At 53.7% G+C, this 13,718-nt stretch carries 10 protein-coding genes and 1 pseudogene; 9 read left to right on the top strand and 2 right to left on the bottom strand.

Annotated features, from left to right (window positions below; all coding sequences use genetic code 11):
• Window positions 1-39: 39 nt before the first annotated feature.
• Complete coding sequence (locus IEY46_RS24190) at window positions 40-681, bottom strand: hypothetical protein (protein WP_229750495.1); 642 nt, start codon at window positions 679-681, stop codon at window positions 40-42.
• A gap of 479 nt (window positions 682-1,160) precedes the next feature.
• On the opposite strand from IEY46_RS24190, the gene IEY46_RS24185 reads away from it, so the two are divergent.
• The 5 genes and pseudogenes from IEY46_RS24185 to IEY46_RS24165 all read left to right on the top strand — a co-directional run bounded on the left by IEY46_RS24185 (window position 1,161) and on the right by IEY46_RS24165 (window position 5,518).
• On the top strand, window positions 1,161-2,213 hold the full coding sequence (locus IEY46_RS24185; RefSeq protein WP_188995867.1) for an SPFH domain-containing protein: 1,053 nt from the start codon (window positions 1,161-1,163) through the stop codon (window positions 2,211-2,213).
• Window positions 2,210-3,156: pseudogene (locus IEY46_RS24180) on the top strand (NAD(+)/NADH kinase). Before IEY46_RS24185 ends, IEY46_RS24180 begins: the two are co-directional and overlap by 4 nt.
• Window positions 3,157-3,378: 222 nt before the next feature.
• A complete protein-coding gene (locus tag IEY46_RS24175; RefSeq protein ID WP_188995865.1) occupies window positions 3,379-4,230 on the top strand; it encodes an NAD-dependent epimerase/dehydratase family protein in 852 nt (283 codons plus the stop codon).
• A 52-nt stretch (window positions 4,231-4,282) separates the two neighbouring features.
• Window positions 4,283-4,690: a VOC family protein gene (locus IEY46_RS24170; protein ID WP_229750494.1), complete on the top strand. Its 408-nt coding sequence runs from the start codon at window positions 4,283-4,285 to the stop codon at window positions 4,688-4,690.
• 57 nt (window positions 4,691-4,747) lie between these two features.
• A complete protein-coding gene (locus IEY46_RS24165) occupies window positions 4,748-5,518 on the top strand; it encodes an aminoglycoside adenylyltransferase domain-containing protein (protein WP_229750518.1) in 771 nt (256 codons plus the stop codon).
• A gap of 50 nt (window positions 5,519-5,568) precedes the next feature.
• Here the strand turns inward: IEY46_RS24165 and IEY46_RS24160 are convergent, their stop codons facing one another.
• A complete protein-coding gene (locus IEY46_RS24160; RefSeq protein WP_373288878.1) occupies window positions 5,569-6,183 on the bottom strand; it encodes a M15 family metallopeptidase in 615 nt (204 codons plus the stop codon).
• A 128-nt stretch (window positions 6,184-6,311) separates the two neighbouring features.
• Here IEY46_RS24160 and IEY46_RS24155 point away from each other — a divergent pair, with 128 nt between their 5' ends.
• The 4 genes from IEY46_RS24155 to cydD all read left to right on the top strand — a co-directional run bounded on the left by IEY46_RS24155 (window position 6,312) and on the right by cydD (window position 13,547).
• Window positions 6,312-6,743, top strand: coding sequence for a universal stress protein (locus tag IEY46_RS24155; RefSeq protein WP_188995858.1), 432 nt, complete (start codon window positions 6,312-6,314; stop codon window positions 6,741-6,743).
• A gap of 509 nt (window positions 6,744-7,252) precedes the next feature.
• Window positions 7,253-8,644: a cytochrome ubiquinol oxidase subunit I gene (locus IEY46_RS24150; RefSeq protein WP_188995856.1), complete on the top strand. Its 1,392-nt coding sequence runs from the start codon at window positions 7,253-7,255 to the stop codon at window positions 8,642-8,644.
• 36 nt (window positions 8,645-8,680) lie between these two features.
• Complete coding sequence (cydB, locus tag IEY46_RS24145) at window positions 8,681-9,691, top strand: cytochrome d ubiquinol oxidase subunit II (protein ID WP_229750492.1); 1,011 nt, start codon at window positions 8,681-8,683, stop codon at window positions 9,689-9,691.
• Between the two features lies 1 nt (window position 9,692).
• Window positions 9,693-13,547: a thiol reductant ABC exporter subunit CydD gene (gene cydD / locus IEY46_RS24140; RefSeq protein WP_188995854.1), complete on the top strand. Its 3,855-nt coding sequence runs from the start codon at window positions 9,693-9,695 to the stop codon at window positions 13,545-13,547.
• The last annotated feature ends 171 nt before the right edge of the window (window positions 13,548-13,718 follow it).

The following is a 13,718-nucleotide window of genomic DNA, read 5'->3' as shown; positions in this document are numbered from 1 at the left end:
TGCTTGCTACGCCTTCTTCTTTGAAGGTTCCTGTTTGTTTTACTTAAAAAAATGCATAATCTCGTCTGGCAATTTGCTCTCTGAATGAGCTATACCTAAGTGCCCATCCTTTTCATATATCCCATAATTATGGCCTAACGAGTCATCCCCAATGAACAGAACTGTGTATTCGGGTCCATTTTCTGATGGAAACTTAGATCCTTCTTGGTTAAATAGAACAAGAAATGAATGTACATCTTCTCCTTTTAATTCCTGCAGTAACGTACTACCATTATAAATTTTGATCTGTTTTATTTGTTGATCGTCTATTTTTGGATAGTGGGCTCTTCCATCTTCACCGTTCAATACATAGACGAGAAAACCAGAAAAATTCGTTAGTACGCCTGAATTTTTATCGGATTTAACTGCAATCACATATTGTTCAGGGTAGCCGGCAATTTTATAAACAGGAGTGCCTTCTGGTATTACTGATCCACTTTCCACTTTACCAATTTCTGAAATTTGCGAATTGTTAGCCACTGCTAATTCCCAAGCGTGAATGTAATGTTTCCCCCCGACATTGACGTAGTCGGCGAGCTCTGTTTCTGTTTCCATTTCAGGCCCTGGTGCAGGATTCGGTTTTAATTGTGAACAACCAGTTATCAAGGTAACAAAAAGAAGGATATAAGAAATTCTCCTCATCAAATCACCTCGATTTCTAGACGATTACTCATTCTAAAGGGTTGCAGGGCAACTACACTATTCTACCCGTGGTTCTTCTTAATCATCGCTTGTCTACATAAAAGGGAAATAAGATACCCTTGTCCATTTTGGACTAGGGTATCTTATTTCATATGTCGTTTACTTCTCCATCAGGTAAATGCAACTGTTTCAATCCTTTTTCCTTGTTTTTCTTGTCAATCTCCTGTAGTTCTACTTCAACATTTTCGACAGAAAATTTCTTCCCGATCAGGGTTGTTGAATCATTGATGGCATACTTATAATCGTTTTAAAATTGTCATCTTGATAATATCAAAATGATGTGTTATTATTTTGATATTGTCGAAATGATAATATAAACTCATGAAAAAAATGAAGCCGTAATTGGAAGTTCTTGTCCTGGCTTTGCCGCTCTGGCGGTCTGCCAGAAACTCCAGCAAGAAGAAAGCGAGGTTTTCGTTATGTTCGGATTTCGTTTTGTGAAATTTCAACCCAGTGAATATGTCATGAAGATCCGGGATGGCAAGGTAGTCCGGGAGGGGATTGGCCTTTCCTTCTATTATTATGCCCCCACCACATCGGTTGTTGTGCTTCCGGTCTCGTCGATTGACGTGCCGTTTATGTTTGAAGAGATGACCAGCGATTACCAGACGGTAACGGTTCAAGGCCAGCTGACATACCGTATTGCGGATTACCACCAAACGATGGGGATTCTTAATTACACCTATAATCTCAGGAAAAGAAGCTATATCTCCGATGATCCCGCCAAGCTGGCCCAGCGTGTCATAAATATCGCGAAGGTGCTGACGAAGAAACATCTGGAACGGATGCAGCTGCGCGAAGCGATTCAATCGAGCGAACGGCTGGCTCAGAGCATTACGGGGGAAATCGACGGGAATGCGGAGATCGGAAAGCTTGGCATCGAGTTGATGGGACTGTCGGTATTGGCCATTCTCCCCAACAAGGAGACCATGCGGGCTTTGGAGGCGCAGGCGCGGGAAGACATTCTCCGTAATGCGGATGACGCGCTTTATGAACGTCGTAATGCTTCGATTGAGCAGGAGAGACGGGTCAAGGAAAACGAGCTAAGTACGGAAATCGCCGTGGAGACGAAGAAAAAGCAAATCCGCGAGACGCAGCTGGGCGCCGAACGTACCGTGAAGCAGAAGCAAAATGAAATGAAAAAAGAACAGCTCCAGTTCGATACCGCGCTGGAGGAAAGCAAGCGGGAATGGGTTGAGCTGGCCGCTGCCAATAAGCGGGCCGAAGCGGATGCCAAGGCATATGAGTTAGCCACGGTGATGAAATCGCTGCAGGGTATTGAGCCTAATGTGCTGCAGTCGCTCACCAATATGGGCATGCAGCCGGATAAGCTGATTGCGATTGCTTTTCAGGAATTGGCGGAGAATGCCGATAAGATTGGACAGCTCAATATTACGCCGGATCTGCTGCAGGGCCTGATATCGGGTTCTACTGGAGGCGGAGTGGCTGCCAGGGGGGCGAATACGCGATGAACGACCGCGCGACAGAACATAAAATCATTTTGGTGAAACGCAAAACCCGGCTGGAAGAGCTGGTCGTCCGCTACAATACCGTTCAGCAGGCGAAGTTTACCATCGAAAGGCTGGGGGCTGATTTCAGCGATTACCTGGCGGAGGATGGGCATTACCATAAGGCCGCCGGCGAGACGCTTGCCGAACTGGCGGCATTTGGCCGGGTCCAGGTGATCGAGCGGGAATATCTGCCGAACTTTATTTTCGGGGCGGACGATATCATTGTGGTGCTGGGGCAGGACGGCCTGGTGGCCAATACGTTGAAATATGTCACGGAGCAGCCGGTTATCGGCGTGAACCCGGACCCTTTGCGGTGGGACGGAATCCTGCTGCCTTTTACCGTAAAGGACCTGCGTCTGATTCTGCCGGAGGTGCTGCATCGGCGGCGCAGCATTAAGGAAGTGACATTGGCGAAGGCCGAGCTTAACGATGGTCAAACCCTTTACGGGGTGAACGATTTGTTCATAGGCCGCAAAACGCATGTCTCTGCCCGTTATCAGCTAACGCTGGACCACCGGACGGAGCAGCAATCCTCGAGCGGCGTTATTGTCTCCACCGGCATGGGCGCGACCGGCTGGTTCAAGAGCATTCTCGCGGGCGCCTCCGGCATTGTCAGCGGCGCCACGAAACAGCAGGTTGCAATAGACCCGGAGCGGAACGGGCTATGGCCTGGGACGCGCCATATTTGCATTTCACAGTCAGAGAGCCATTCCCCAGCAGAACGACCTCCGCCGGGCTTGTGTTCGGACAGATCGGGACTGACCGCCCGCTGCGCATCACATCACAGATGCCGGAGAACGGCGTTATTTTCAGCGACGGCGTGGAAAGCGACTTTCTGGAATTCAACTCCGGCGTCGAGGCGGTAATCGGTCTGGCGGCGAAAAGGGGCCATCTGGTCGTATAAACGTGGTGTCCTGGAACGTTGGGGTCAGATTCCTCTTCATCCTTCTACGATGCCAGTGAGGATTATGGCCGGTTGGCAGGCGACCTTCATCTTGTCGTCCATAAAGGGAATGGTTGCTGTTTTGTTGAATATGTCACAAAAGCATCTTGTTAATTGTCTTCTATTCTAAAGAGGAAGGCTTACGTCCCTCCAAAACTGTAAAACAAACAGGGAGGTAAATGGATGAGAATTTTCGTAGCAGGAGGATCCGGGGCAGTCGGCAGGCTGCTGCTTCCAAAGCTGCTGCAGGCCGGTCATGAGGTCGTAGCTATAACCCGCAGCGAGCAAAACGCCCATGTTATGACAAGTGTGGGCGTCCGTGTACTCGTTGCCGATATATACGACCGGGAGGCCATTATTGCGGCTGTGTCCGAAGCACGGCCAGATGTAGTTATCCATCAGCTCACTTCTTTGAGCGCCATGGATTTTGCCGAGAATTCCAGAATCCGAAAGGAAGGAACCCGGAATCTGGTCGATGCCGCTCTGGCGGCAGGGGTTAAGCGCATCGTCGCGCAAAGCATTTCGTGGGCATACGAACCGGGCGAGGGGCCTGCCTCGGAGGATGCACCTCTGGATGTGAACGCGCCCGAACCGCGGAATAGTATGGTGGGCGGAGTCGCAGCATTGGAACGAGCCGTTGCGAAAATGCCGGAGTACGTGATTCTGCGGTACGGCAAGTTCTATGGACCGGGAACTTGGTATGAGCGCAATGGGCATATAGCAAGGCAGGTGCTGGGCAAGGAAGTGCCTGCAACTGATGGGGTCAGCTCCTTCATTCATGTGGAAGATGCGGCCAACGCGGCTTTACTTGCGCTGGGTTGGCCTTCTGGCCCGGTTAATATCGTGGACGACGAGCCTGCCGCTATGGCGGAATGGCTTCCCGTCTATGCCAGTGCAATGGGCGCGCCAAAGCCCGACTATAAACCGGGCAGGGAACGAGGAGAGTGTGGCGCGAAGAATGCCAAGGCCCGAATAGAATATGGCTGGGAGCCGATTTATCCGACATGGCGTTCGGGGTTCGCACGAAGCCTGTAGCCGATTCTTCGGGTATGATAAGATAGAAATAGATAAGCGATTGGGGGGATGAATGATGGAGAAGCGGAGCTTCCGGATTGAAGGGATACACCATGTAAGTTTGATTGTAACCGATCTTGAGCGGGCCAAAAGATTCTATGAGAACATCATCGGCTTGACGGAAATACAGCGGCCTGCCTTTGATTTTCCCGGGGCGTGGTATGCGGTCGGCGGAAGCGGGCAACAGCTCCACCTCATTGTCCACGAAGGAGAAACGCTGCGGACGCGGGGCATCGATACGCGCGACGGCCATTTTGCCATTCGGGTGAATGATTACAAGGAGACCCTGGAATGGCTGAAGCACAATCAAATCGAGCATAAAGCCAATCCGGACAGCATCACGGGCTTTGCCCAGATTTTCCTGCTGGATCCGGACAGGAATATCATAGAGTTAAACGCTGAGCATCAGCCTGACGTATGATCGGGCATCCGGGCGCGATGCTTCAAATTTTTGGCCGGGGAGGGATGGAATGTGGACATGTCGCATGATCTGGATCAGATCACAGCGTTGTTCCAGGAAGAGCTGTGTGGCAACCTGATCGGGGTCTACCTGCATGGATCGCTGGCCATGGGCTGTTTTAATCCGAAGCGCAGCGATATCGATGTGCTGGTGGTTGCCAGGGAGAAACTGGGCATGGATAACAAAAAAGCCATCATCCGGAGGATTCTGTCCCTCCAGGAAGGATTGCCCTGTAAAGGCGGCATTGAGCTGAGCGTTGTTCAGGAAACGCAGCTGAAGGACTTTGTTTATCCTACGCCCGTTGAGCTTCATTATTCGAATGCCCACCGGGAGAAATATCAGGCCGATGAGAACTACTGCTGCGGCGATTACGGGGATTATGACCTGGCGTCGCAATATGCCGTTGCCTACCACAGAGGGAAGGTTCTTTACGGCCAGCCGCTTCAGGCGATGTATGAGCCGGTCGGCCGGCGGCTGTACCTGTCCTCCATTCTGCATGACAGTGCGAGCGCTTCTGAGGACATTGCGGACAATCCCGTCTATGTGGTGCTGAATCTCTGCAGAGTGCTGTATTTTCTGAAAGAAGGCGTTATATCCTCCAAAAAAGAGGGCGGAGACTGGGCAGTGAAGCTGCTGCCGGGTGCATACAGCCAGTTGGTTCAACAATGCATGTCGGTTTATGAAGGACACAAGGACAAGATCGGAGCCGATCATCCGCAATTAATGGCGTTTGCGGTATATATGGAGCATGAAATCAGACAACAGCTTGATGCAGAGGAAACGGTATGACGTATAACATGCCCAGCGGGTAACATGACCTGCCAGGGTCAAGCACAAATTTATTTCAGGGGCGGCCTTTCGCCCCTTTTTAATTGATGGATGGAATAGCCGAAATCCATTTGCAGATGAGGATAATCCGGGAAATCCTCCCAATCCCCGCCCCAAGTGAAGCCCAGCTTCTTGGCGATTGCCACAACCTCCATCCAGTCGGATTTTCCGTTTCCGTTTCCGTCGTATTCCAGATCCCAGATGACATCGTTATCGCTGGTGCGCAGGGCAAAATCAATGGCGAGGCCGTAATTGTGATAAGATCCCCCGCCCTTTACAGTGGTAACGACCTGTCCGCTATCGCCACGGCCCTGACGGTAGAGCGCATCCTGCTCAGAATGGGTACGCAGGCCGTCGGTTATGAGAATGACAATTCCTTTCTTGGCTGCCGCCGCGACCAGGTCCGCCTGCTTGGCCGCGACAACGGGATGCATCTCGGTTACATCCGGAGCGGATGGCGGCATCGCCCGCTCCAGAACTTCGGGTCCCTTCCACACGATGACGGCTATCGCCACAATCAGAAGCCACATCATTTTGCGGCTTCGTTTAGGTTTTCTTCCGGCTCTTACAGCCGTATTGCGCCGATTCGCCGGCTGGCGGTTTCGCGCCAGGTCATTATGCTGCATCATGCGATAATTCTCCTATCCCCAGGCTATCCACCTATTGTACCATATCGGATGAGTGACATTCCTCACATCCGCCCCCGCCGTTCGATGGTATAATGGGCTTATCGATAAAGGAGAGGTGAGCAAACATGCTATATAACAAAATATTGGTTGCATACGATGGTTCCGCGATATCGGAGAAAGCGCTGGATTCCGCGATCCGGATGGCGAAGCTTAACCATTACTCCAAACTGGAAGTTATTCATGTGTTTAATGTCCCGACTTATTTCGTGGGTTCGGCGTTTTATATTCCACCGGCATCGGTGCAGAGCGATTATTTTGAATACGCGGAAGAAGTGATTGCGAAGGTGAAAGAGAAAATAGCTGATTTCACCAACACCCATGTCGAGGTAAGACAAGGATCGATAGCCAAAACCATTATGGATTACGCCAATGAGACCGACACGGATCTGATTGTCATCGGCAGCCGCGGTCTTAGTAGCGTCGGCGAATTTGTACTGGGCAGCGTCAGCCACAATGTTGTGCAGCATGCCAAACAGCCCGTGCTTGTGGTGAAGTAAACAGGCAGGCAAGAGCTCGAACTGGGCAAATACAGACGGTAAAGCAAGTAGGAAGCTGGCCAGCAATCAGGGGAAGCAATCATACAAGCGGGCAAAAGTAATCAGGGAAAACGAGCATACAAGCGAGGAAATACCCAAAAGCGGCCGGATTCGGCTGCTTTCTTTTTTTTGGCTATGTTCTACCCTAATGTTGATTCTGTTTTAAAAATTTTTCTAAGAAAGTTCTTCTCTAATAGATGCCCTCCGTTTCAATACATTTTCAATTGCATTCTTTTCACCTGCAGCATACACATCGCTTACCGTCATGCCCCATTTTCCCAACACCTCACTCTTTCTGAAAAGCGGGTCGTTCTTTTGCTCCACACGCTATAAATATGCCATCTTCCATTATTGAATCGATCAAGAAAAATACCCGTTCTCTGAATTGCCATCTCGATTGTGATTTTCATCACATGCTTGCCAGGGGATTATTTTTATAATGAAGACCTCAGATGAAGGGGGGCTTTACGATGGATGTAGTGGAATGGAGCAGGTGGCAGTTTGGAATAACGACGGTGTATCACTTTTTATTCGTACCGTTGTCAATCGGTCTTTCCTATATGATTGCATTTATGCAGACGTTGTATGTGGTCAAGAAGGATGATAAATACAAGACGATGGCCAAGTTCTGGGGCAAGCTGTTTTTGCTGAATTTTGCCGTAGGCGTGGTGACGGGGATAATGCAAGAATTCCAGTTCGGTATGAACTGGGCGGATTATTCGCGTTTTGTGGGCGCTATCTTCGGCGGGCCGCTCGCGGTTGAAGCGCTGGTTTCCTTCTTCCTGGAATCGACGTTTCTGGGGCTGTGGATTTTCGGCTGGGACCGGTTGTCCAAGAAGGTGCATCTTGCTTCGATCTGGCTAGTGGCTGTCGGAGCAACGCTGTCGGCCTTTTGGATTCTGAGCGCCAACTCGTTCATGCAGGAACCGGTGGGCTATGTGATTCAAAATGGCCGGGCAGAGATGACCAGTTTCTTCGCCCTGCTTGGCAATCCCCAGCTGTGGGTGGAATTCCCGCATGTCATCTATGGGGCGCTGGCGACAGGCTCGCTGTTCGTTACCGGAATCAGCGCATATAAGCTGGTGCGCAAGCAGCAGACGGAGTTGTTCAAGCCAGCGTTCTCGATCGGTATTGTCGTCGCGCTGATCGCCAGCTTCCTGACTGCTGTCGCAGGTCACGGTCAGGCGCAGCATTTGATGGAGTCGCAGCCGATGAAGATGGCCGCCTCTGAAGGGCTGTGGGAGACGACAGGGGACAGCGCGCCCTGGACTGTTTTTGCCTGGATTGATCCCAAGACGCAGCAAAATAAATTTCAACTGGAAATTCCGTTTGCGCTGAGCATTCTCTCTTATAACAAGCTGCACGGCAGCGTGCCGGGGATGAATCAGCTGCAGGCGGAATATGTGGACAAATACGGGGAAGGAGATTATATCCCACCTGTCCGTACGACCTTCTGGAGCTTTCGAATTATGATTCTGGCCGGCGTTCTGATGATCCTGCTCAGCATGTACGGTACCTATGCGGTCATCCGCGGTCGTCTGGAAAAGTCTCTGCGTTATCTGAAATGGATGACGCCCGCACTGGCACTGCCTTTTATCGCCAACTCGGCGGGCTGGATTATGACAGAGACGGGCAGGCAGCCGTGGATCGTGTTCGGCCTGCAGAAGACGGAGGAGGGTGTGTCTCCGCTCGTTTCCAGCGGAATGGTCGCTACCTCGCTAATCGGCTTTACCCTCATCTATGGACTGTTGGCGGCGGCTTTTGTTTTCCTCGTGGTCCGTTTTGTACGCAAAGGAGCCGAAGAGGAAGCGGATGGAACGCATAACGGTGATTTGACACAAGGCACCGTTTCGCCGCTGTAACGGATGGAAACCTATTAAGAGAGGTGGGAATATATCATGCTGGAAACCATATGGTTTGTTCTGATTACGGTACTGTTCGTCGGATTTTTCTTTCTGGAAGGATTTGATTTCGGTGTGGGCATGCTGATGCCTTTCCTGGGCAAAACCGACCGGGAGCGGCGCGTGATCATTAATACGATTGGCCCTGTTTGGGATGGCAACGAGGTGTGGCTGATTACTGCAGGAGGCGCGATGTTCGCCGCATTCCCGGGCTGGTATGCTTCCTTGTTCAGCGGCTTCTACATGGCGCTGTTCCTCATGCTGGTGGCGCTGATCGGAAGAGGCGTTTCCTTCGAATTTCGCAGCAAGCTTGACAATCCCAGGTGGCGCCAGCTGTGGGATATGGTGATCCTTTTCGGAAGCCTGCTTCCCCCGCTGCTCTGGGGTGTAGCGCTGGCCAATCTGATGAGAGGGGTCCCCATCGATGCGGATACGAATTATGTCGGCTCATTCTGGGATTTGATCTCGATTTATTCCGTTACGGCGGGCGTGAGCATCGTGCTTCTGTTCCTGCTGCACGGAGCCCTTTACCTTTCCTTGAAGACGGAAGGGGAGCTGCGGGAGCGGGCCCGCACCACGGCGAGAAGACTGGGCGCCTGGGCCAGTGCGCTGCTGCTATTATTCGTCGTATTGAGCTATTTCGAGACGGATATGTTTACACGCAATGGCATTATTCCGGGCACGGTGCCGCTGATGGCGGGCATGGCGCTGCTCTCCGTATTGTTCTTCCTGCGGGCGGGACGTGACGGCTGGGGGTTCATCATGAGCGGCCTGACGATCACTCTGTCGACGATTACGGTATTCATGTCCCTGTTCCCGAGGGTGATGATTTCGTCGCTTAACCCGGAATGGACGCTGACGATTTACAATACAGCCTCCAATGCCTACACCCTTAAAGTGATGACCATCATTGCGCTTACTGCCGTTCCCATCGTAGTTGCCTATCAGGCCTGGACGTACTGGGTCTTCCGCAAACGGGTCAGCCTGAAGGATCATCTGGACTACTGATATGATGAAAAAGCTGCTTGTTCACGTGCCGGGGACGCGTAAGCTGGTTGTTCTATGTGTTGGGCTTGGTTTGGCAGGGGGGATGTGCATTATTCTGGAGGCGGCGGGTCTGGCCCGTATTGTGAACGGCGCTTTTCTGGGAGGGCTTGGCCTCTCGTCCCTGCTTCCATTGTTCGGTCTGCTGCTTGGCGTCATTGTGCTGCGTGTGGCGGTCCAGACCGTGAGCGATTATGCGTCAGGGAAAGCGGCGCTGCGGATCAAAAGCGAGCTTCGCCTGCGGCTGCTCCATAAGCTCGGGGAGCTCGGACCGAATTACGCCAAAAGCGAGCGGAGCGGAGAACTGGTCGGGACCCTGTACGAAGGGGTGGAGCAGCTTGAAGCTTATCTGGCCCGTTATTTGCCCCAGATGGCCTTGTCCATGCTGATCCCGGCTGCCGTCTTCTGCGTGGTCATGGATCTGGACGGCTTGTCGGCGGTCATTCTCGCGGTTACGTTCCCGCTCTTGATCATATTCATGATTCTTGTGGGCATGGCGGCCAAGTCGAAAGCGGAGCGGCAGTTCAAGACGCTGGGGCGGCTTGGCGGGCATTTTCTCGATGTGCTGCGTGGCTTGTCCACGCTGAAAATGTTCAACCGCAGCCGGGCTCAAATTGCCATTATTGCCCGGATCAGCGAGGATTACCGCAAGACGACGATGGGCACCTTGCGGCTGGCCTTTCTGTCCGCTTTTGTGATGGAGCTGTTCGCTACCTTGAGCACCGCCATCGTTGCCGTGTTTCTGGGACTGCGGCTGATCGAAGGGGAAATCGGATTCCAGCACGCTTTTCTGGTGCTGCTGCTCACACCTGAATTCTATCTGCCGGTGCGGGCGCTCGGTACGCAGTTTCACGCCAGCACCAATGGCATGGCGGCTGCCGCCCGTATTATGGACATATTGGAAACCGAGCCTCCGGGGTGGATGGAGCGGGAGGATGCGGTTAACCCGCCTGATGTCAGCCCGCACGGGTGCCGGATTGAATTCCAGGGGGTCAGCTTGCGCTACCCGGGGCATACGGAGCTTGCCTTGTCCGATATTAATCTGGTCCTTGAACCGGGAGAGCGCGCTGCACTCATCGGGCCGACGGGAGCAGGCAAAAGCTCCCTGCTTGACCTGCTGCAGGGCTTCGTCAAGCCGACTTCCGGGCGTATTCTCCTGGATGGCGTCGATATGGCCGACTTATCCATGAACTGGTGGAGACGGCAGTTCTCGGCCGTGACCCAGAATCCGCGGCTCTATCACGGGACGCTGCGGGAGAATGTGACCATGGGCGTTGAAGCAGCGGGGGAAGCGAAGCTGGCTGCCGCCTTGCAAACAGCGGGAGTGGACTTTCTGGATGGATTGCCGCAGGGCGTGGATACACCGATCGGGGAGTCGGTACGGCTGTCGGGCGGTCAGATCCAGCGGCTTGCGATCGCGCGTTCGCTGCTGAAGGAAACGCCGCTGCTGCTGCTGGATGAGCCGACATCCGGGCTTGATCTGATTCATGAAGCAGCGCTTATGGAGGGGCTTGATGCTCTGCTGCGCGGCCGGATGTCCATCACGGTGGCGCACCGGCTGGAAACGGTGCGCCATGCCGACCGGATTATTGTCATTGACGGCGGGCGTGTGATCGAGACGGGCAGCCATGTGGAGCTGATGCAAGCGGACGGTCTATATGCGCGCATGACCAGAGTGAACGAAGTGGCAGCCGGCGAGTTCGGAGGAACTCTGTCGTCGGGAGCTGCCGATGTTGACAGAGAAGTGGGACAACAGCAGACTGCCGTGGCCAGGGAGCAAGCTTCGGGCATGGCAGACGGCCGGGCAAATGCAGTGCAAATGGGGACCAAATGGATAGATGAGAGCCAGGCGGTTGACAATCTGAACGAAGCAGGTCAAGCGGGTAACAATCCAATGGATGCAGGCCAGATGGCAAGCGGACGGGCGGATGCTACTCAGGCGGACGGTGGCTCGCGGGGATCTATTTTCCGCAGGGTACTGGAGTTTGTCCGTCCCTACAAGGGGAGAGCCGCGCTGGCGGTTCTGCTGGGCTTCCTGACGGTTGCCGCTAATGTGGGGCTGATGGGAACGTCGGGGTATTTAATTGCGCGGGCGGCGCTGAGGCCGGATACGGTGCTGCTGCTGTGGATTCCTATCGTAGGTGTCCGGTTCTTCGGTATTGCCCGCGGCGTGATGCGTTATTTGGAGCGATTGGTGGCACATGATGTTACGTTCCGGATTTTGCAGCGGGTACGGGTCTGGCTGTATGAGCGGCTGGAGCGCAATGGAACGGCGATTCTGGAGAGCAGACGGAGCGGAGATGTGCTTCATGCCATTATGAATGATGTGGAACAGCTGCAGAATCTGTATCTTCGCGTGCTTGCACCCCCTATGGTGGCCCTACTCACCGGCGCGCTCGGTCTGGTGCTGCTGGGTGTCCATCATGCGGAGCTGGCTGTCATACTTGCCGTGATGATGGCTGTCTCGGGGATCGGTCTGCCCTGGCTGGGCCTTTATCTCGGCAGAAAGCATGGAGAAGGCATCATCGCCGCCCGGGCGGGTATTTACGAGGAAACAGTGGATCTGATTGCAGGAGTCAGAGAGCTGACCGTATTCAACCGGCTGGCGGATCGGCTGGCCCGGATTCAAAGCATTCAAGACACCTCGAACAGCTTCCAGAAGCGGCATATCCGGCTGGATGCCGGCATTAACGGCGGCATCCTGGCTTCTGCCCATCTGACGATGTGGCTGGTGCTGCTCGCTTCCGTTTATCTTGCGGCCAGCGGCCGGATCGAAGCCGTTGCGATACCGGCTCTGGCGATGATTACGCTGGCCTGCTTCGAAGCGATAATGCCGCTTCCGGCAGCATTTCAGCAGATGAATCAGACGATGGCATCGGCTGAGCGATTATTCCGGCTTGCCGATGAGAAGCCGGCAGCGGAAATGGATGGCGTGGGGCCAGGAGCGGTGAAGGCTGAACCGGGCACTGGGACCACTGCCGCAAATAGGGCTGAACCGGTTGACGATGGGGGCTGCGGTGCGGTTGGGAGGCCTCTGCCAGAGACCGGTCCATGGCGGGCCGAGATTCAGGACTTGTCCTTCCGGTACGGACCGGATGAGCCCTATGCGATCCGTGATCTGTCCATAACGCTTGCGCCAGGAAAGAGAATCGCCATTGTCGGCGAAAGCGGGGCAGGGAAAAGCAGCCTGATTCAGGTGCTGCTGAAGCTGCGGCCGTATACGGCGGGATCCGTTACCATCAGAGGCCGGGAGCTGCGCCAGCTGACCGATGAGGCGGCGCGATCTGAGTTTGCAGTCGTATCCCAAACGACGCAATTATTCAACGCATCGGCTGCGGCTAACATCCGGCTAGGCTGTCCAGACGCAACCGATGAAGAGCTCCGCACGGCGGCACGGCTTGCGCTGATCGATGATACGTTGATGAATCTCCCCGAAGGCTACAACACGGAGGTAGGCGAGTGGGGAAGCAAGCTGTCCGGAGGAGAGCGGCAGCGCCTGGCTTTGGCCCGGGCCTTGCTGGTGGATGCCCCGGCCATCCTGTTTGACGAACCGGCGACAGGTCTTGACCCGCTTACCGAGCAAGCCTTCCGAATGAGCATGGAGACACAGCTGAAGGACAAAGCGGTGCTGTGGATTACCCATAAGCTGGCAGGTCTTGCGGGCATGGATGAAATCATTGTGATGCAGGGCGGTATGGTGCGCGAGCGCGGAACACATCTGGAGCTCCTTCGCCGAAGAGGCTACTACGCGCGGCTGTGGCAGCTTGAGAGGGAGCAGGATTGGCGGGAGGCTCTAGCTCACCATCGGGAAGGCGCCTGAACAGTTAGCCTCCTGGGGAGCAAGGGCATTTTAGTAATTCAATTATGGGCTGTCCCAGAAGTATTCGTACAAATGGGAACAACCAATTATTAAGCGATAAGGACCACACGACTCACTGTTAAGTGGGAAGAGGTCCTTTTTCCTGATTCACAAAGCAATATTCAATCAAAG

This window comes from Paenibacillus nasutitermitis (genome assembly GCF_014641075.1).
Taxonomy (GTDB): Bacteria; Bacillota; Bacilli; order Paenibacillales; family Paenibacillaceae; genus Paenibacillus_Z; species Paenibacillus_Z nasutitermitis.
Note: the sequence above shows the minus strand (reverse complement) of the source record. Positions and strands in the feature narration are given on the sequence as shown.

Excerpts from the sequence above, each read along its gene's own strand:
- IEY46_RS24165 (WP_229750518.1), top strand. The coding sequence starts at position 4,748 with ATGTCGCATGATCTGGATCAGATCACAGCGTTGTTCCAGGAAGAGCTG.
- IEY46_RS24175 (WP_188995865.1), top strand. The coding sequence starts at position 3,379 with ATGAGAATTTTCGTAGCAGGAGGATCCGGGGCAGTCGGCAGGCTGCTG.
- IEY46_RS24190 (WP_229750495.1), bottom strand. The coding sequence starts at position 681 with ATGAGGAGAATTTCTTATATCCTTCTTTTTGTTACCTTGATAACTGGT.
- IEY46_RS24185 (WP_188995867.1), top strand. The coding sequence starts at position 1,161 with ATGTTCGGATTTCGTTTTGTGAAATTTCAACCCAGTGAATATGTCATG.
- cydB (WP_229750492.1), top strand. The coding sequence starts at position 8,681 with ATGCTGGAAACCATATGGTTTGTTCTGATTACGGTACTGTTCGTCGGA.
- IEY46_RS24150 (WP_188995856.1), top strand. The coding sequence starts at position 7,253 with ATGGATGTAGTGGAATGGAGCAGGTGGCAGTTTGGAATAACGACGGTG.
- IEY46_RS24155 (WP_188995858.1), top strand. The coding sequence starts at position 6,312 with ATGCTATATAACAAAATATTGGTTGCATACGATGGTTCCGCGATATCG.
- IEY46_RS24160 (WP_373288878.1), bottom strand. The coding sequence starts at position 6,183 with ATGCAGCATAATGACCTGGCGCGAAACCGCCAGCCGGCGAATCGGCGC.
- cydD (WP_188995854.1), top strand. The coding sequence starts at position 9,693 with ATGATGAAAAAGCTGCTTGTTCACGTGCCGGGGACGCGTAAGCTGGTT.
- IEY46_RS24170 (WP_229750494.1), top strand. The coding sequence starts at position 4,283 with ATGATGGAGAAGCGGAGCTTCCGGATTGAAGGGATACACCATGTAAGT.